Genomic DNA, 19,018 nt, shown 5'->3' on the forward strand with positions numbered 1-19,018 from the left:
GCCGGCAGGATAGCCAACCTGTGCCATTTTTCCCACCATCTTTGCGCCCTGTTAACAGCTTAATCGAAACTCAGTCACAGCACCTCAAGCCCGGTGGCGGCGATCCAGAGAGAGGCCCGCGCAGCGGGCGGGACTCCCGCGGTTCACGTGTTGCTGCGAGCTTAGATCACCAGCGTCTTGACGTAACTCATTTCGCGAATGGCGTACTTGATACCCTCGCGACCCACACCGCTCTCCTTGACGCCGCCAAAGGGAAAGTGTTCGGTCCGAAATCCGGGGCCATCGTTGGTCGCCAGAGTGCCTACGTCCAACTCTTCAAACAGGTAACGCATCACCCCGAGGTTCTGGGTAAAGACACCCGCCTGGAGACCATAGGCGGTGTTGTTAATCAGCGGCACAATGTCCTCGACATTGTCAAAGCGGCACAACGGCATCACCGGGCCAAAGGTCTCTTCCACCATCAGGTCGCAATCCACCGCCACGTTTTCCAGAATCGTCGGATACACCAGCGCCCCTTCGTATTGATTGCCGAGTGCCACGGTTGCGCCTTTTTCAATCGCGTCTTCAATACGCTGGCGGATTTCATTGGCGGCCGCCTGATGAATCACCGGTCCGACAAAGGTATCGTCTTCCATGGGATCACCCACTTTTAAGGCGGCGCTCTCCTTGACCAACAGCTCACGGAACTCATCATAAACCTCGGTGTGCACGAACAAACGCTTGGCCGCCGTACAGCGCTGGCCCGCCGTCGCAAAGCGCTGATTGATCGACGCCGCGACCGCCGCCGGCAAATTGCCATCGGGCATCACGATGAGGGGGTCGTTGCCGCCCAGTTCCAACAACAATTTTTTGTATCCGGCCGCGTCGGCAATGGCATTCGCCGCCGCCGTACCCCCGGTGAAGTTCACTGCGCTGATGTCGGCGTGGGTAACCAACGCTGCCATGTCTTTTAACTCAGGCACCGAAAGCTGCAGCACCTCCCTGGGGATGCCGGCCTCGTGACACAAATCCACCAGCAACTGAGACGACGCGGTATTCTGCGGGCCCGGTTTAAACAGAATACTGTTGCCCGCAGCAAAGGCAGGTCCGATTTTATGCAACGCAATATTGATTGGAAAATTGAACGGTGTGATGCACAGAATTGTCCCCAAGGGTCGCCAGCAAACCACCCCGATTTTGCCGCGGGCCGGAGCATAGGCGTCAGAATCGAGGGATTCGCCACTGATCTGCCGCGCCTCTTCCGCGCTGGCAATGGCAGCATTAATCGCGCGGGTCATTTCTACCCGGCTGTCGGAAATGGTTTTACCGGTTTCACGAGTGATCAACTCCGCCAGCTGTTCGGCACGCTCTTCCATCAACTCCGCCAGGCGACGCAAGATTTCAGCGCGCCTGAACGCAGGAATATCCCTCAAGGTACGACGCCCCTGTTTTAACAGCTGAACTTTTTCTTCAACTTTGTGCCAGCTATCGTATTGATACTCACCCAACAGTTCCTGACTATACGGATTCATCACCTGATAGTTTGTCGTCATTACATTACCTCGATCTTCAAAAAAATTACTCTGTGAACAGGCCTTTACCCGCGGCAAGCGCGTACGCACAGCCACCACAAACAACGCCAGTTTCAGTCACAAAAAATCAATCCGTCTGCATTGCGTGCACCATAAAAATGCCCAACGTTGCCTCAACGACTCCCGCCAGACGCATAATCGCAAGCAAACCGGCATGATCAATTCATGCAAGCCTAAGAACAATATACGCGGGCATGTTGCGCCAGTGCGCGACCAGCTACCGCATTGATGTGTTGGGCAACGCGCGCGCTCAGGCGAGGTCTTCGCGCATGACAAAAGCGGCCAACCGCGGCGGGCAACAGTGCCGGCCAAGATGATGCCAGCCAACATGCCCACGATTCGGCAGCCAGCTCCCGCCCGCATAAACAGCTCGGCCATTTCCAGAGATAACAACATGGGGCAGTGACTCCGGGAAGACTGCACTGTAATCAAGAGGCCGACACACCCACAGATCCAGCCCTGTTTTTTTTATCAGTCCAGTTTGCAACTGGTATGACGGGCGGATGACAAGCGGCCATCCCAGAGGGTTTCCAGGCTGCGCCATTCACCTGGCAGTGAATTTGAAGGACCCGTATGGCCAGTCCAGCCCCCAGGGACGCCCCAACCAGGAGCAACCAAAAACATTAGGCACTGGCGCAGTGCAGTTCAACCAAAAACAAACTCTGGTCCGCAAAATACTGTTCAACTGGCCTTATTCGCAGGGTATTCTTCTGGGTAGGGTAAGGCATGGGGGTTTGCAGGATGTTCATATGGCGTTGCACCATTCACCGACGCCGCCGCTGCCCAGTCTAAGAAAATAGGGGAGTTAACAAAACCTATGTTGATACATCGATTATACGCGGGTTTTTTGCCAGGACTGTGTGCGCTTGCCACGCCCAGTTTCGCCAGTGCCACAGCCACCGAGAGCTTCGATCAAAAGGTCGATCGCTGGATAGAGCCCTTCAGCACCGGGTTGTCGAACTTTATTTTTTACAAGGCTGATCTGTTTGGCCACGCCATACCGCTGATCGTGTTGTGGCTGGCGGTGGCGGCCCTGTTCTTCACCCTGTACATGGGTTTTATTAACATTCGGGCGTTTGCGCACGCCATCAGGCTGGTCCGCGGCGATTATCACAACCCCTCCCACCGCGGAGAAATTTCGCACTTTCAGGCGGTGGCCACCGCAGTGTCTGGCACGGTTGGCATCGGTAACATCGGCGGCGTTGCCGTCGCCATCTCCATCGGCGGGCCCGGTGCCGCGTTCTGGCTGATCATTGCCGGATTCCTGTCCATGTCCACCAAGCTGGTGGAGTGCACGCTGGGCGTGAAATATCGCCGCCACAACCCGGACGGCTCCGTCTCCGGTGGCCCCATGTACTACCTGGAAGCGTTTCTCGCCCAGCGCAACAAGCCCCGACTGGGCAAGTTACTGGGTGGTTTTTACGCCCTGGCCCTGGTCATCGGCTGCTTTGGTATCGGCAACATGTTCCAGTCCAACCAGGCCTATGCCCAGTTCGTCAACATTACCGGCAATGAATCCAGCTTTTTTGCCGATAAGGGCTGGCTGTTTGGCCTGTTTCTGGCCGCGATCATCGGCGTGGTCATCCTCGGCGGCATTCGCTCCATCGCCCGGGTTGCCGGCAAGGTGGTCCCGTTTATGGCCGTGTTGTACGTGGTGTCGGCGCTGGTGATCATCGGCCTGAGTGCCGAACACATCCCAACCGCCTTTGGCATGATGTTTCAGGGCGCCTTTACCAGTGAAGGCGCGACCGGCGGCATGATCGGTGCCATGATTGTGGGCTTTCAGCGGGCGCTGTTTTCCAATGAAGCCGGCATTGGCTCCGCCTCCATCGCACACTCAGCGGTGCAGACCGATCAGCCTTCATCCGAAGGCATTGTGTCCCTGCTGGAACCCTTCATTGATACCGTGGTGATCTGCACCCTGACCTCGCTGGTGATCATCACCACCGCCTACCCTTACGGCTTGATGGATTCCGGCCTGGAAGGCATTGCACTGACCTCAGCGGCGTTTGAGCATCACATCAGCTGGTCCCCCTACTTGCTGGCGATTGCAGGCCTGTTGTTTGCCTTCTCCACCGCCATTTCCTGGTCCTACTACGGCCTGAAAGGCTGGACCTACCTGTTTGGGGAAGCCATCTACAGCCAGAACATCTTCAAGACGATCTTCTGCCTGTTCATTGTTCTGGGCTGCATGACCAACCTGACCTCGGTGCTTAACTTTTCCGACGCCATCGTCTTTTTGATCGCGATCCCCAACATTCTCGGCCTGTACCTGTTTGCGCCGGAGGTGAAACGGGAAGTGAACCAGTATCTGGCCAAGGTGAAGAGCGGTGAAATCGCCAGCTTTCGCAACGCGAAGGTGCTCGGCACTGGCGCCGGAAAAACCGCCTAACCGCAGGCAAGGCAGGGCTGCAGCACCACCGCCAGACAGCCCAGAGCCTTAAATAGCTTAAACGTCTTCGAAAACCGCAGTAAAAACCCCAAAAAAGGAGGCTTACAGCCTCCTTTTTTATGTTCTCTTCATCACCTCAGGTTCCGCCGCTGGCCCCAATGATGTCGCCAGCTCAGACCCAGAACCCCGTCACGGCACCTCGCGCGCAGCACCGCGGAAAAGCACAGATCGCCTGCCCCATTGCCCATACATTTCAATATTTCGTGGGTAAACGCAAACGACAGGCACAAAAAAGGAGGCCTTAGCCTCCTTTTTTTAGGTCATCTCAGTAGTCTGAGACTTACAGAGGAACGATGTCCTCGGCCTGTGGGCCTTTTTGACCTTGAGTTACAGTGAACTCTACTTTTTGGCCTTCAGCCAGAGTTTTGAAACCTGAACCCTGAATGGCGCTGAAGTGAGCGAATACGTCTGGACCAGACTCTTGCTCGATGAAACCAAAACCTTTAGATTCGTTGAACCATTTAACCGTACCGGTAGTCTTTGACATTTGTGTAAATCCTAATCTTTCTTCAATAGTAAAAATTGCCCTATAAAAAAGGCGGCTGTGCTGAAGTGTGTTGCTACTTACTTATGAAAACAGGACGAGGTACTCAATACGGACTTCGAAATGGTGTGCATAAATATTCAGTCGCACTTTCAAGCGGCCTCTAGCTTATAAACAAGCTTACGGCCGAGTCAACAGTTATTTTCAATATCTGGCAGATAGATTGTTAATATTCCAATTTAGGCGCTGAAATCAGCCGGCAAGGCTAATTTGCCGCGCCGTCATAACACTCTCGCTTTACTTTTCCTTTCAATCCCGCAAGCGCGATTGCCGGTTTTTGCTCACCCCGCAACCGGGCAGCGGCGATCACTTTATACTTTTGTACTACGCCGTGAAGTTAATGACTACACTGAGTATTAACCCCTGTCATTCTGCCCGAAGAAGCACTTTCACCATGACGCTGACCTACGGCTCCTACTTAAAAGTTGACGAACTTCTGCAGCTGCAGCAGCTGCAATCCGACCCGCCTGAACACGATGAGCTGCTGTTCATCATCATTCACCAAACCTACGAGCTCTGGTTCAAACAGGTACTGCACGAAATGGGCAAGCTGCGCAGCAACCTGAGCGCTGGAGAGACCTGGGGCAGCGCCAAAACCTATCGCCGAATTCTGACCATCTTTAAGACCCTGGTCAGCCAGATCGATATTCTCGAAACCATGACGCCGCTGGAGTTCATCAGCTTCCGAAAATTTCTCGCCAGCTCCAGCGGCTTTCAATCCTGGCAATTTCGCGAAGTGGAAATCCTCTGTGGCATGCACTCACCCGTGGCGATTGAATTGCAGAAAAGTGTGCCCCAGCATTACCAGCGCCTGCTAGAGCGCATGCAAGAGCCGACCCTTTGGTACTGTTTTATTGAATACCTGAACACACGCCAGCATCAATTACCGCTGCCGGTGCCGACTCACAGCGAAGGGCTGATTTACAGTGGCGATGAGCAGCTGCAGGAAAAGCTGGCGGACATCATCCGCAAGGATCCGGAAGCCAGTCTGGTGTCCGAGTTAATGGTGGATTTTGATGAAGGGTTGCAGGAGTGGCGCTATCGTCATGTGAAGATGGTCGAGCGCACCATAGGCTCCAAGCCCGGCTCCGGTGGTTCCCCCGGCGCCAGCTACCTGCGCTCCACCTTGCACCGCAGCATCTTTCCTGACCTGTGGGCGGTGCGCGCGCACCTGTAAGAACATCCATAGCCTCAGCCAGTAACAACGTCACTGTGGAGTCACCCGGGTCTGCCCCCCCGGCCCACGCCATAACCCAATAAAAAGAGGCCCCGGTAACGCAATGCCCACTCCCGCAAAAGACTTCGACACTCTGGCACAGCAACTGGCTCCCCACTACTCCCGGTTTGCTGTCGACCAGCGCCTGCTGTTTACCGGACACTCTCACCAAGCCTGGCCCGATGTGGCGCGGGAAGGACAACTGGAAGCGTTCGACTGTGCTGCTCAGCACGTGGATGAAAAATGGGAAACCGCGCTCACAAAAGCCAATGTATTGCGCAACTATTTAAAAAACTGGTACGACGATGATCGTGGGCAGTATTGCCTGGCGGAAAACACTCACCTGTTATTATGCAGTTGGTTATCCGCCCTGGACCTCAAGCGTAAGCCGCGCATCCTCACCACCGACGGTGAATTCCACTCACTCTATCGCCAGCTGCATCGCTTGCAGGAAATGGGAATCGAGGTCATTCAGGTTGCAAGCCATCCCATCGAATCCTTTGCGGATCGCCTGATCGACCAACTCAACGATCGCACCGCGGCCGTGATGATATCCCGTGTCTATTTTGAAACCTCCCTGATTCAACCGTCACTGCAGGCCATGGCCGCGGCTGCGCAAGCGCACCAGGTCCCCATGCTGATAGACGACTACCACGGCACTCATGTCGCACCGCTGTCGATCCAGCGAGAGCAACTGCAACACTGCTATCTGGTGACAGGGGGTTATAAATATTTACAGTGGGGCGAAGGCAATTGCTTTCTCCGCTACCCGGAGGACTGCCCACTGAAGCCGGTGATGACCGGCTGGTACGCGTCCTTCTCAGACCTGGATCAACCTCGAGGGCCACAACCGGTAGGTTTCAACAGTGACCATCAAAAATTTGCCACCGCCACCTACGACCCCACCTCCCAATTCAGGGCGGCCAGGGTGGTTGAATTTTTTCAACAGCAAGGCCTGACCAAAACCGTGCTGCAACACCATTACCAGACACAGATTCAGTATTTGGCCAACGCCTTCAGCGAATTGAAACTGCCGCGCGCTCACATTGAGCGCGCGCACGCCCAGCCGCTGTCGATGAACGGCGGCTTTTTATCGTTGCGCAGCGCCAAAGCCAACGCTCTCTGTGAGCAATTGAAGTTGCAAGGCGTGCTGACAGATTGCCGCGGAGACTATTTACGGTTTGGTGTTGCCCCCTACATCACTCGAGCGCAAATGGATAAAGCGATGAACATTCTGGCGGCAACGATGAGCCTTGTTGATTTTGCATAAGTGGGCGCTCACTTAATTCGAATTGTCCCGTGAAAGCAGACCGCCACAATTGCGCACAATTTTTATTGGCGCTATGGTAGCCAACTGAAATTTCAGGCGCTCTGAGTGCCGGCGAAACATAGGACGATCCGCCTCACGATGCGGTCATCGGCTCAATGGTGCGGTGGCGCTCATCGCGAAACGGAATCAAGGCGCCACTGAATACCCAGCGGACGAGATCCAGGCTGCCAAGCGGCAAACTTGATGACACAAACGTCAACCCACAATTCCTTGCATGGAGACCGCATGATGAAAGCCGTCGGCTTATATCAATACCTACCGATTGAAAATGAACAGTCCCTGCTCGATGTCATCATAGACAAACCCGAAGCCCCGCAAGGTCACGACCTGCTGGTGGAAATCAAAGCCATCTCCGTCAATCCGGTGGACACCAAAATACGTGCCCCTAAAGAGCAGACCGAAACCGCGCCACGGGTACTCGGCTGGGACGCTGCCGGTGAAGTGGTGGCCACCGGCCCCGATGTCGAACACTACAAAGTGGGGGATCGCGTTTACTACGCCGGCGACATCACCCGCGCCGGCAGCAACAGTGAATTCCAACTGGTCGATGAACGCATTGTCGGCAAGATGCCCAGCAGTCTGGATTTCGCTCAGGCGGCAGCGCTTCCCCTGACCAGCATTACCGCCTGGGAAGCCCTGTTCGATCGAATGGGCATTTCCGCAGAGGGGCTGGATGCCGGCAAATCCTTATTGATCATTGGCGCGGCAGGCGGGGTGGGTTCGATTGCCACCCAACTGGCCAAACAGATCGCCAAGCTGAACGTCATCGCCACCGCGTCACGACCCGACACCGTTGACTGGGTAAAGACCATGGGCGCCGATCAGGTCATCAACCACCGCAATGCCATTGACGAGGAATTAAAAGCGATCAATACGCCGCAGGTGGATTACATTCTCTGCCTCAACGCCACCGACCAGCACTGGAGCGCGATGGCCAACGCCATCGCACCGCAGGGCCACATCTGCTCCATCGTGGAAACCGAGCAACCGGTAAACCTCGGCCTGCTGAAAAGCAAAAGCGCCAGTTTTTCCTGGGAGTTCATGTTCACTCGCGCCATGTTTCAAACGGCGGATATGATCGAACAGCAGACACTGCTCAATAAAGTCGCTGACGGCATTGACCTGGGCATACTGCAAGGCACGATGAAAGAGGTATTGATGCCCATTTCGGCGGAAAACCTGCGCAAGATTCACGCGTTTCTGGAAAGCGGTCACGCGATTGGCAAGGTGGTTTTGGCGGGCTGGGATTAACCCCCCGACCAGCCATCATGATAACAGAGTATAGACAGCCACCATGCCCCGCTCACAACCTCTCGGGCAATTCACAGCGGGCAGCGTGACACCAGTGCTTCAGGCTGGAGGCCTAAGACAGACAGCCACCAACGCTATTGAGCGATGGCGGTCAGGATGTTGTGGGTACTGATCACACCGCAGATAAGACCGTTTTCAGTCACAAAAATCCGGCGAATGCCATGCTGTAACATGATATAGGCGACTTCCTGCAAACCGGCTTTACCGTCGACTTTGATCACGTGCCGGGTCATGACCTGGTTTACCGTACAGTTTTCATCGGCTTTCGACATCATGGTTTGCAAAATATCGTCATCGTAGGTTTGCCCCACATACTCGGCGTAAACCTCTTGCAACAGCTCGCTTTTTTCCTCGCAGGACTTAGTTTCAAACGACAGAATGTCCGTCACTGTCACCACCCCCACCAGACTGTGATCACTGGCAATCACCGGCGCACCACTGATTTTGTTTTTCATAAAGAATCCAGACAAGCGTCTGATCGACCAGCCTTCATAGGCCATCAATACGTGGGGGGTCATGATGTCTTGAGCACAAAGATCGGTTTTCATGGGCCTGTCTCCACAGAATGCCTGTCTGAAAAATCGCCAACGTCTTGACCTAAGCCTACCACCGGCCCGGGGAAATTCAAAAAAATGGAAGATTTTGTGGGTTTAGCGGGAAAGACAGTCGCTCACAAGGGGCGGCCGCCCTTACCAACAAGGATCTACGGTCGACGGCTCACAACCGGTCACAGTAGTCTTCATCGGTGGCCATGGGGCTGAACCACACATAATCCGCCTGCACCGCGCCAGCCTGATCGGTTTGCATGGCGGAATACTGATCCGCCTGCAACTTGTCCGGCGCCACCTCCCTCAGCAACAGCGTGACACTGTGAAGCGAGGTCGGCAAATGTCTTGGGATACCGATATCCTTGCGCGCGTGAACCGCACCGGCAATCATGACGCTTCGCGGCATCCGGGATTGCGCCAACACAAAGCCCATACTGGCGTCTTTGGCCCATTGAATCTCCACCATTGGCTGCAGCTTGTCCTTGTCCATCTTGCCGCAGTGGGATTCAAACACGAGATCCAGTATCGGTAACTGCAGATCCTGCTGCAGTGATGCAATGGAGGCAAAGCGCGGTTGGTCCATGAGCGATGACACACCTTTGCGGTAGATGTTCATCATGGTCGGGCGATCGATATTGCCCGCCCTGAGCAGCCCACCCTGATCAATCACCTGGAGAAACAGCGGGCCATAATCCTCCCAGGACCAGCCTTGTGGTGGCCACTGCAGCTGTGTTTTCAAGGTCTCGAGAGAAAGCTCTGCGGGCAGACTGTTGAGCGCTGAACGCTGCTGGTCATCGAGCATTTCAAACACCACCGCCGTTTCAGCGTCGACCAGGGCAGAAAGCAGTTGGGACTCAAACACATGATGATCCGGGTTATCGTGCTTCTCACCAATCAAGATCACCGGGTAGCGTGTGAGACGAGTGACGAGTTCGGCGAAAGAGAGTTCCCGCCCGGTTTTCTGCTCAACGATTTTTCCCACCAAAGGGTGATCCTGCAGCAGTGGTGATTTCCAGGCGTCCGCGCTGCCCGTGTTCACCCACAACAGGGCCATCATCAGCACGGCCACCGTCGACATCATCGTGTATGTCACATCCGCGAACGGTCTCAAAAATGCCATGGGCCATCGCCTCCTGACTCGGTCAAGGCGTCGACGATTGCATGAACCCGTCTGACGATTCAAGGAAACACCGGGTCTGTTCAAGCCAGCGCCGAGTCAAGCAAGCATCGAGGCCATCACGTAAACCGCATGACACGCTCAACCCACTGCAGCGACAATCGCCTGCCACTCTTGCGCGCGCACCGGTTGTACCGATAAGCGCCCCTGTTTCACCAGCACCATCTCATTCAGTGCCGGCATGGTTTTGATGGTTTGTAACGGCAACACCCGGGCAAATTTTTGCACGAATGCGATGTCGACAGAGATCCAGCGCGGCTTGTCTGGCGACGATTTGGGGTCAAAGTATTTACTGTCGGGATCAAACTGCAGCGGGTCTGGATAGGCGCCGGCAACGACTTCGGCAATGCCGGCCACCCCCACGTTTTTACAGCTGCTGTGGTAGAGCAACACCTGGTCACCCACCGCCACTTCGTCGCGCAATAAATTGCGGGCCTGATAGTTGCGAATACCATCCCAGCGCTCGCGCTGACAAGCCGCCAGATCATCAATACCAAATTCATCCGGCTCGGATTTGAACAGCCAATACTTCACGCTTTCACTCTCCCTAACCTCGCCGAATAAAAAACACGCACCGGCAACCGTTTACAGTCGACCGTTTTTCTTTTTGTTCGCCTGCGCAAACAACGCCGCCATGGTACCTTCGGCAGATTTGCTCTGGCCACCACCGGAGCGACCCGCGCTGGATTTGCGCTCGCCGTTGCCGCCAAAACTGCGCTGGCTGCTGCCCTGGTTCTGGCGACGGGATGGGCGACGTTCACCGGCGACCGAGGTTTGCTCTCCCGGAGTGTCGTCAAGGCGCATGGACATGCCAATGCGTTTGCGCGCCACGTCCACTTCCATCACTTTGACTTTCACAATGTCGCCGGCCTTGACCACTTCGCGCGGGTCTTTAACAAAGGTATTCGACAGCGCGGAGATGTGTACCAAACCATCCTGATGAACCCCCACATCCACAAACGCCCCGAAGGCCGTCACGTTGGTGACCGTACCCTCCAGGATCATGCCCGGTTCCAGATCCGAGAGTTTCTCCACGCCGTCCTGGAAGCGCGCGGTTTTAAACTCCGGACGCGGATCTCGACCGGGCTTGTCCAATTCGCTGATGATGTCGGTAACCGTCGGCACCCCAAATTTTTCATCGGTGTAATCGGCAGCCTTCAAGGCCCGCAGGAACGCAGAATCACCCATGAGGTTGCTGATGGGGCGTGCGTTTTTGGCGGCAATTTTTTCCACCACCGAATAGGATTCAGGGTGCACCGCTGACGCATCCAGGGGGTTTTCACTGCCGGCCACACGCAAGAAACCGGCCGCCTGTTCAAACGTTTTTGCGCCAAAACGCGGCACTTTTTTCAACGCTTCGCGACTGGTGAAGACACCATTTTGATCCCGGAACTCAACGATATTGTTGGCCAGCGTTTGGTTCAATCCGGACACCGCTGCCAGCAGGGGCGCCGAGGCGGTGTTCACTTCTACCCCCACCGCGTTCACACAATCTTCGACCACCGCTTCCAGTGATCGTGCCAGTTGAGTCTGTGACACATCGTGCTGGTACTGACCCACACCGATGGATTTGGGTTCAATCTTAACCAGCTCCGCCAGTGGGTCTTGCAGACGGCGGGCAATGGAAATCGCCCCGCGGATGGTTACATCCAGGTCCGGAAATTCTTTCGCCGCAAATGCTGACGCGGAGTAAACCGACGCTCCCGCTTCGTTCACCATCACTTTCTGCGCCTGGATGTCTTTATGGGCTTTTAACATATCACCGACAAACTTGTCGGTTTCCCTCGAGGCGGTACCGTTGCCGATAGCGATCAAGCCCACATCGTATTTTTTGCAGAAATTCACCAGCACCGCTTCGGCTTCCCGCACTTTGTTTTGCGGTGGTGTCGGGTAGATCGCACAGTGGTCCAGCACCTTGCCGGTGGCATCCACCACCGCCACTTTACAACCGGTACGCAAGCCGGGATCCAAACCAATGGTGGCCTTCTGACCCGCCGGGGCGGCCAGCAGCAAGTCTTTCAGGTTGCTGGCAAACACGTGAATGGCCTCTTCTTCCGCGCGCTCGCGAATCTCACCCAACAGATCGGTTTCCAGATGCGTCAGCAATTTCACCCGCCAGGTCCAGCGCACCACTTCACCCAGCCATTTATCCGCCGCCCGCCCCTGATCGCGGATCTCCCAGAAGTCGGCAATCATGGCTTCACAGGGATGGGCGACGGTGCGGTCTTCAGCATCACCCACCGTCACCGCAATGGACAGGAACCCCTCATTGCGGCCGCGAAACATGGCCAGGGCCCGGTGAGAGGGAATGCTCTTCAAGGGCTCATCGTGCTCAAAATAATCCTGGAACTTGGCCGCTTCAGCCTGCTTGCCATCCATCACCCGGGCCGTAATCGTGCCTTCGGTCTTGAGGAAGTCCCGCAGCCGCCCGAGCAGGTTGGCGTCTTCACTGAAGCGCTCCATCAAGATATATTTGGCGCCGTCCAGGGCGGCCTTGAGGTCGGTGATTTTTTGCGCTTCTTCGCTGTTGTCGTTGAGCTCACCGCCAACAATGTATTTCAGGGCCTCCACCTCGGGGGCCAGCGTCGGGTCCGCTTGCAAGTCATTGGCCAGAGGCTCCAGACCGGCTTCTTTGGCAATCTGACCCTTGGTCCGACGCTTGGGCTTGTAGGGTAAGTACAGATCTTCGAGACGATTTTTGGTCTCGGCGCTGTTGATGTCTGCGGTCAGTTCAGGGGTCAGTTTGCCCTGCTCGTCAATGCTTTTGAGGATCGCGGCACGGCGATCTTCCAGTTCCCGCAAGTAGCGCAGACGCTCTTCGAGGTTGCGCATCTGGGTATCGTCCAGCCCGCCGGTGACCTCTTTCCGATAGCGAGCGATAAACGGTACGGTGGCACCTTCATCCAGCAAACTAACGGCAGCATTGACCTGCTGCTCCTGAGCACCAATTTCTTCGGCAATACGGGCGGAAATACTTTTCATAGATAAAACTCTTAATAGATAAAACTCTTAAAAGACGGGCGAATCTGATGGTTATACGGGCAGTCCTGAAGCGCTGCGGTGAGCGTGTCGCACTGACGGTCAAAAACTGTTTTTCAAATCCGTTAACGGCCCTGTCGGGCACTTAAAATCCCTCTGGCCAAGGTGCCAGCATGTCACCCTTGCAATAATCACTCTCCCGATACCTCATCACTCAGGAGCCAGATAACAAACCGGCAGGCCCCGTGCGTTCTGAGCTCGGGGCTGGTGGGTCATTATGCGTAAATGGTGCGGATGAAAACAGCCTTGTTTTTGCGGCGGTTTTATGGTCGCGCGATAAGATCGGTAAAGGCTGGAGACAGAAGCCTATCGCACTGGCTAAACTGATGAAAAATCACTCATCTGCCGACTTTTGGCGTTTAAAACCTTAAATAAAACAACACAAATGGCAGGCTGTAGAATAATAGCCCTCTGAACCCCCGGTATTTGGTCTCCTCGCACCCCGTTTCAGCAGTTGAAATTGCGAATTATCATGATCAGACTAGGGTGTATGGATCACACTTCAGAGAATTGCCATAAAATACTGCAAGGAACCTGCTGTGACCTGGCGCACGCTCAAGCTTAACCCCAGTCTAAAACCTGTCATCATCCTGATCCTTGGCGGACTCGTCGTGGTGGCTGTGGCGACCCTCAAACCCGCCCCCGAACCCACCCCCGTGCAACCGCCGCCCCCGGTAAAAGTCGCCGTCATTCTCGCCGCGCCTTCAACACAATCCCTGACCGTCAACTCGCAGGGCACCGTCGCCCCCCGGCGGGAAATCGACCTGGTGGCAGAGGTCAGCGGCCGAATCACCCAGGTGGATCCCCATTTTGTCGATGGCGCCTTTGTCAAAGCCCACAAAGCCCTGGTCACCATTGACCCAAGGGATTACAACGTCGCCCTGCTGCGGGCCGAGGCCAAGGTCGCCGATGCCCAACAAGTGCTCGCCACGGAGCGCGGCCGCAACCGGCAGGCCCAGCGGGAGTGGCGGGATCTCGGCAACAAAGAGGCAAACGCGCTGTTTTTGCGCCAACCGCAACTGGCGGCGGCGCAAGCCCTGTTGCAATCGGCACAAGCCGACTATGAGCAAGCCCAACTGAACCTTGAGCGCACTAACGTCAGCGTGCCCTTTGATGGCCGTATCCGCCAAACCCAGGTCGATATGGGGCAATACGTCACCCCCGGCACCCCTATCGCCAGTGTCTATGACACCAGCGTTGCCGTCATACGACTGCCGCTGACCGACCGACAAATAGCGCTGGTCGATTTACCTCTGGGGTTTGACGCCGGTAACACCGGGGCTGCCCCGGATGTAGACTCAGGGGCGGGACCGGGACCGGTGATTACGACCATGAAAAAAACAGCAAACCCGCGCGGTCCGGCCGTTTCCATCAGCGCGATCATCGCGGGCAAACGCTACTTCTGGCAGGGACACATTGCCCGCACCGAAGCCAGCCTCGACACCAGCACCCGCCTTTACTACGCCATCGCCGAAGTGCAGGATCCGTTTAGAGTCACCGGCAATTTTCTCAACAACGACCAGGTGCAGGCCCCCCTCATCGTCGGATTGTTTGTGGAGGCCGAGATTCAGGGGCGTGAACTGGAAAACGTCATTACCATCCCGCACACGGCCTTATTCAAACGCAACCACATCTATACCCTGGATAAGCAGAATCGAGTGCATGACAAGACCGTCACCCTGCTGCATTCCAACGGCAAGCAGGCCTGGATTCGCGGAGACCTCCAGAAAGGCGAGCCCATCGTGGTGGGACGGCAAAGCTTTTTGAGTGAAGGCATCGTGGTCTCACCCCAGATCGAACATAAACAAGTTGCCGGCTCATGAATCGGTTGATCCAGTGGTTCGTTGAAAATCCCATTGCCGCCAACCTGCTCATGGTGGTCATCATCCTGGGCGGTTTAAGCAATCTCGCCAGTCTCAACAAGGAAGTCTTTCCGGGGGTGGAAACCAACCTCATCCGGGTTGACATTCCCTACCCCGGGGCGGGTCCGGTGGAAGTGGAAGAACAAGTGGTGAAGCGGGTGGAAGAAGCCATTGCCGACCTGGAAGGCATCGAAGAAATCACCTCGACTGCCAGGCTCAGCCTCGGCACGGTGCAGGCAGAAGCCATCAATGGCTACGACTCCCAGCGCCTGCTCAACAATATCAAAGCCCGGGTCGACGCCATTTCGACCTTTCCCGCCGACGCGGAAAAACCCATCATCACCGAAGCTCTCTGGCAGCGGGAGATCATGAGCCTGGGCATTTATGGTGATGTCAGCGAAGCGGCCCTCAAACAAGCGAGTGAAAAAATCCGCGATGAAATTGCACTGCTGCCCGGCATTTCCATCGTCAATATTAAAGCCACCCGGCCGGATGAAATGGCCGTGGAAATCTCCGAATACAACCTGCGGCATTACAATCTCAGTTTTGAGCAGGTGGTCAACGCCGTGCGTCAGGCCTCGCTCAACCTGCCCGCCGGCACCATCAAATCTGACACCGGCGATATCCAGCTGCAAACGCGCGGCCAGGCCTATTCCGCCAGCGACTTTGAACGCATTGTGGTGGACAGCCACGAAGACGGCAGCCAGCTCACCATTGGTGACGTCGGCACGGTGACGGACGGCTTTGCGGAAGACAATATCATTGCTCGCCTGAACGGCAAGCCGGCCGTTTTCCTCGAGGTCAAAAGCACCGAAAAACCCGACATCATCAATATAGCCAAGACGGTGAATGACTACCTCGTCCAGGCGAATCAGGAACTGCCTGCGGGCATTGAAATCACGGTTTGGCAGGACTGGTCAAAATTGTTCGAAGGCCGCATGAACCTGCTGCTGAAAAACTCTCTCTCCGGACTGGTACTGGTGTTTGTCATTCTGATGCTGTTCTTGCGCCCGGCGCTGGCCGCCTGGGTGTGCGTGGGCATCGCGATCGCCTTTCTGGGAGCGCTGTGGCTGCTGCCGCTGTTTGGCGTCAGCCTGAACATGATTTCCATGTTTGCGTTTCTGATGGTGCTCGGGATTGTGGTGGACGATGCCATCATTGTCGGCGAAAGCATTTACTCTAAACAGCAAAGCGGGCTTAAAGGACATGCCGCTGCCGCCAGCGGTGCCAAAGCCATCAGCAAGCCGGTCTTTTTTGCCGTCGTCAGCACCATGATTTTCTTTGCGCCACTGCTGGTGATACCGGGCGGTATGGGCGACATGAGTTACGCCATCCCCATCGTCGTCATTCTGGCACTGGCCTTCTCGCTGTTGGAATCCCTGCTGATTCTGCCCTCCCACCTCTCCCACCTGAAACCCGAGCAACCCTCCACCCATGCCTGGAGCAACAGGCTCAGCCAAACCCGGGGGAAATTCGCCCACGGACTCAATGCGTTCGCCGTCAATGTTTACCGCCCCGGTCTTCTCAAAATGCTGCGCAACAACGGCACCACCATCTCGCTGTTTCTGATTGCCTTCGGACTGTCCGCGGCCTTATACGGTGGTGGCTGGATGCACCGAACCTTTATGCCCGTGGTGACGTCCGACTTCATCCGCATTCAGGTCAGCGTACCCGAGGGCAGCCCCTTTAGCACCCAGGCGTTGATTTTGAAACAACTGGAGCAGGGCCTGGAGCAGCTGAAAACAGACCCGCAACTGTTTAACGGAGATGACCATGGGCTGCTCGGAGACATGCAATCCTATGCCTGGCAAAATCAGGCACTGGTGACGGTGACGCTCAACCCGCAAGACAACCAGAAGGTATCCTCCAGTGACATTCTCAATCGCTGGAAAGAATTGGTCGGTCCCATCAACGACGCCGAGCAAATACAAGAAAGCGCCACCATCAATGCCATCAGTGAAGACATCACCTTGCGTTTGACTCTGGGGGCTGATGATCATGAACGCATGTTACAGGCCATACACGATGTCAAAACGGCCCTGTCGACCTACCCCGGTGTGTATGATTTACGCGACTCACTGACCGAAGCCCGCAGTGAAATCGAGATTGACCTCAAGCCCAATGCCGAACTGCTGGGACTGGGCTTGGCCGACATTGCCCGTCAGGTTCGGCAGGGGTTTTACGGGGAAGAAGCGCAACGCATTCCCCGGGGCAAGGAAGACGTCAAAGTGATGGTGCGCTACCCCAAGGCAGAGCGTAACGACGTCGACCAGCTGGGCGAAATGCGGGTACGCACGGCCGATGGCCGGGCCATTCCCCTGGAGACCGTTGCCAACATTCGCTTTGTGCCCGGCTACACTCAAATCGACCGCATTGACCGCAAACGTGCCATCGCCATCACCGCCGAGGTGGCCGAAGGCAAAGGGGAGCCCAACGAAATTGTGGCCAGCCTGCTGAAAAACAACCTGCCGGCCTGGCGCCAACAATACCCGGGGTTCGACCTGACAATCACCGGCGACATGGAAGACGAAAGTCAGTTTTTGGTGTCCACCACCCGCAATTTTGGCTTGGCGATCTTAGTGATTTACGGTTTGATGGCCGTGGCGTTCGGCTCCTATTGGCAACCGGTACTGATCCTGACGGCGATCCCCTTTGGCTTTATGGGGGCCGTGATTGGCCATCTGATCATGGGGCGGGAAGTCAGTATGATGTCAATGTTGGGGTTTTTTGCCTGTGCCGGAGTCGTGGTGAACGACAACCTGGTGCTGCTCGATCGCATCAACCAGTTAAGGCATCAGGGCATGGAAGTTTTCGCCGCCGTGGTACAGGCCGGGCTCGACCGCTTTCGCCCCATCATCCTCACGTCGGTCACCACCTTTATCGGCCTGGTGCCCATCATGGCCGAAACCAGCACACAGGCCCGCTTTTTGATTCCCATGGTGATCTCGCTGTCATTCGGGGTGCTGTTTGCCACCGGTGTCACGCTGATTCTGGTGCCCAGTTTGTATCTGCTGGCTGAGCGCATTAAAGCCCGACTGGCTGGGGAAAAGATCAGTCGGGGACCGCTGGAATTTGAAAAAACCTGACCGGCGGTCTGCTGGGCTAGAGGCTGAACAGTGTGGTCTTTGTGACCGGCCGTCCAGCCTTGCGCGCTCGAACGGTAAATGCCACCTGCGCTTAAAAAACAGACAGGGCCACCTTGATCACCATAAACCACAGCACCACGCTGGCACCCAGATACGCCAGAAAGCGGTGCAATACCCGGTTGTAAGTGCAGTGAACCAGGGAGTGAATCACTCTCAAGATGACAAACGCCCAGGCACCATTCATCAACAGGCCATCGACCTGTCCCAGGGCGTAGGCGGCGATACACACCACGTAAAACACCACCGGCACTTCGAACAGGTTTTTGAAATTATTGGCCGGGGCATTGACGTCATCGGGCACCAGCATCGAAACCTGATTCGGGGTTTTCAGCTGTTCGGCATCAATTTTATTGGCCGTCAGATACGGTATCCGCCGCGCAAATAGCACCAACCAAACCACACCGGTTAAAATCAACATGGCCATGACGGGTTGAAAGATTACAGTTTGAGACACACTCCACTCCTTATGATTGTATTAAGCCCTGCGTTACGGGGTAAAAGAAACGCCCTGTATAGTAGCCAGTCGCAGCAACCAGTAACAGCAACGATTGCGCTATGATACAACCCCAGCGGGCTATGAACGCAATGATCGGGAGGGGGGCACAGGCCACATACCGCCGATAAGGTTGCATGTGAGCACTGCGGGGGAGTCCGGGTAAGTAGAAAAGGGACGCGCTAAATCGACGTAATGAGTGGCTCTCGGGAGAGTGTCCTGATAACTGTGTAAACGTCCCGTGACGCGTCAAAGATGAGCCGTTACCCGCTCACCAAATTCGATAGTAAACCGGTTTAGCGCGGGCTTCCAGTTCCTGATCGGCATAG

Annotated in this window: 14 protein-coding genes; 6 read left to right on the forward strand and 8 right to left on the reverse strand. The window is 55.7% G+C overall.

The window, feature by feature from the left end; genetic code table 11:
- Positions 1–161: 161 nt before the first annotated feature.
- Positions 162–1,532, reverse strand: a complete 1,371-nt coding sequence (gene safD, locus G8770_RS13775; protein ID WP_167187760.1) for a sulfoacetaldehyde dehydrogenase SafD — start codon at positions 1,530–1,532, stop codon at positions 162–164.
- Positions 1,533–2,388: 856 nt separating this feature from the next.
- Here safD and G8770_RS13780 point away from each other — a divergent pair.
- Positions 2,389–3,963: an alanine/glycine:cation symporter family protein gene (locus tag G8770_RS13780; protein WP_167187763.1), complete on the forward strand. Its 1,575-nt coding sequence runs from the start codon at positions 2,389–2,391 to the stop codon at positions 3,961–3,963.
- A 340-nt stretch (positions 3,964–4,303) separates the two neighbouring features.
- Here G8770_RS13780 and G8770_RS13785 read toward each other — a convergent pair whose 3' ends face one another.
- Positions 4,304–4,510: a cold-shock protein gene (locus G8770_RS13785; RefSeq protein ID WP_167187766.1), complete on the reverse strand. Its 207-nt coding sequence runs from the start codon at positions 4,508–4,510 to the stop codon at positions 4,304–4,306.
- Between the two features lie 451 nt (positions 4,511–4,961).
- Here G8770_RS13785 and G8770_RS13790 point away from each other — a divergent pair, with 451 nt between their 5' ends.
- Together G8770_RS13790 and G8770_RS13795 are read left to right on the forward strand one after the other, a co-directional pair.
- The gene (locus G8770_RS13790; RefSeq protein ID WP_167187769.1) at positions 4,962–5,744 is read left to right on the forward strand and encodes a tryptophan 2,3-dioxygenase; all 783 of its coding nucleotides are present in this window, start codon (positions 4,962–4,964) and stop codon (positions 5,742–5,744) included.
- Positions 5,745–5,847: 103 nt separating this feature from the next.
- A complete protein-coding gene (locus G8770_RS13795) occupies positions 5,848–7,053 on the forward strand; it encodes a kynureninase/PvdN C-terminal domain-containing protein (protein WP_167187772.1) in 1,206 nt (401 codons plus the stop codon).
- Positions 7,054–7,186: 133 nt separating this feature from the next.
- Here the strand turns inward: G8770_RS13795 and G8770_RS24410 are convergent, their stop codons facing one another.
- Positions 7,187–7,312 (reverse strand): hypothetical protein, encoded by a 126-nt coding sequence (locus tag G8770_RS24410; RefSeq protein WP_279537162.1) that lies wholly within the window; start codon positions 7,310–7,312, stop codon positions 7,187–7,189.
- 26 nt (positions 7,313–7,338) lie between these two features.
- On the opposite strand from G8770_RS24410, the gene G8770_RS13800 reads away from it, so the two are divergent.
- Complete coding sequence (locus tag G8770_RS13800; protein ID WP_279537163.1) at positions 7,339–8,364, forward strand: zinc-binding alcohol dehydrogenase family protein; 1,026 nt, start codon at positions 7,339–7,341, stop codon at positions 8,362–8,364.
- A gap of 134 nt (positions 8,365–8,498) precedes the next feature.
- Here the strand turns inward: G8770_RS13800 and G8770_RS13805 are convergent, their stop codons facing one another.
- The 4 genes from G8770_RS13805 to G8770_RS13820 form a co-directional block, all read right to left on the reverse strand.
- On the reverse strand, positions 8,499–8,972 hold the full coding sequence (locus G8770_RS13805; protein WP_167187774.1) for a CBS domain-containing protein: 474 nt from the start codon (positions 8,970–8,972) through the stop codon (positions 8,499–8,501).
- 169 nt (positions 8,973–9,141) lie between these two features.
- Positions 9,142–10,092 (reverse strand): ChaN family lipoprotein, encoded by a 951-nt coding sequence (locus tag G8770_RS13810; RefSeq protein WP_167187777.1) that lies wholly within the window; start codon positions 10,090–10,092, stop codon positions 9,142–9,144.
- A gap of 138 nt (positions 10,093–10,230) precedes the next feature.
- The gene (locus G8770_RS13815; RefSeq protein WP_167187779.1) at positions 10,231–10,683 is read right to left on the reverse strand and encodes an EVE domain-containing protein; all 453 of its coding nucleotides are present in this window, start codon (positions 10,681–10,683) and stop codon (positions 10,231–10,233) included.
- Between the two features lie 51 nt (positions 10,684–10,734).
- Positions 10,735–13,131 carry a Tex family protein gene (locus tag G8770_RS13820; RefSeq protein WP_167187782.1) on the reverse strand — a complete coding sequence of 799 codons (2,397 nt, stop codon included), beginning with the start codon at positions 13,129–13,131 and terminating at the stop codon, positions 10,735–10,737.
- A 596-nt stretch (positions 13,132–13,727) separates the two neighbouring features.
- On the opposite strand from G8770_RS13820, the gene G8770_RS13825 reads away from it, so the two are divergent.
- Both G8770_RS13825 and G8770_RS13830 read left to right on the forward strand, forming a co-directional pair.
- Positions 13,728–15,011 carry an efflux RND transporter periplasmic adaptor subunit gene (locus tag G8770_RS13825; RefSeq protein ID WP_167187784.1) on the forward strand — a complete coding sequence of 428 codons (1,284 nt, stop codon included), beginning with the start codon at positions 13,728–13,730 and terminating at the stop codon, positions 15,009–15,011.
- Positions 15,008–18,136, forward strand: coding sequence for an efflux RND transporter permease subunit (locus G8770_RS13830; RefSeq protein WP_167187787.1), 3,129 nt, complete (start codon positions 15,008–15,010; stop codon positions 18,134–18,136). The genes G8770_RS13825 and G8770_RS13830 overlap by 4 nt, the downstream gene beginning before the upstream one ends.
- 91 nt (positions 18,137–18,227) lie before the next feature.
- Here G8770_RS13830 and G8770_RS13835 read toward each other — a convergent pair whose 3' ends face one another.
- The gene (locus tag G8770_RS13835; protein ID WP_167187789.1) at positions 18,228–18,650 is read right to left on the reverse strand and encodes an MAPEG family protein; all 423 of its coding nucleotides are present in this window, start codon (positions 18,648–18,650) and stop codon (positions 18,228–18,230) included.
- Positions 18,651–19,018: the final 368 nt, after the last annotated feature.

Source organism: Pseudomaricurvus hydrocarbonicus (assembly GCF_011602365.1).
Taxonomy (GTDB): domain Bacteria; phylum Pseudomonadota; class Gammaproteobacteria; order Pseudomonadales; family Cellvibrionaceae; genus Pseudomaricurvus; species Pseudomaricurvus hydrocarbonicus.

Coding starts and splice junctions, on each gene's coding strand:
- safD (WP_167187760.1), bottom strand. CDS start 1,532: ATGACGACAAACTATCAGGTGATGAATCCGTATAGTCAGGAACTGTTG.
- G8770_RS13780 (WP_167187763.1), top strand. CDS start 2,389: ATGTTGATACATCGATTATACGCGGGTTTTTTGCCAGGACTGTGTGCG.
- G8770_RS13785 (WP_167187766.1), bottom strand. CDS start 4,510: ATGTCAAAGACTACCGGTACGGTTAAATGGTTCAACGAATCTAAAGGT.
- G8770_RS13790 (WP_167187769.1), top strand. CDS start 4,962: ATGACGCTGACCTACGGCTCCTACTTAAAAGTTGACGAACTTCTGCAG.
- G8770_RS13795 (WP_167187772.1), top strand. CDS start 5,848: ATGCCCACTCCCGCAAAAGACTTCGACACTCTGGCACAGCAACTGGCT.
- G8770_RS13800 (WP_279537163.1), top strand. CDS start 7,339: ATGATGAAAGCCGTCGGCTTATATCAATACCTACCGATTGAAAATGAA.
- G8770_RS13805 (WP_167187774.1), bottom strand. CDS start 8,972: ATGAAAACCGATCTTTGTGCTCAAGACATCATGACCCCCCACGTATTG.
- G8770_RS13810 (WP_167187777.1), bottom strand. CDS start 10,092: ATGGCATTTTTGAGACCGTTCGCGGATGTGACATACACGATGATGTCG.
- G8770_RS13820 (WP_167187782.1), bottom strand. CDS start 13,131: ATGAAAAGTATTTCCGCCCGTATTGCCGAAGAAATTGGTGCTCAGGAG.
- G8770_RS13830 (WP_167187787.1), top strand. CDS start 15,008: ATGAATCGGTTGATCCAGTGGTTCGTTGAAAATCCCATTGCCGCCAAC.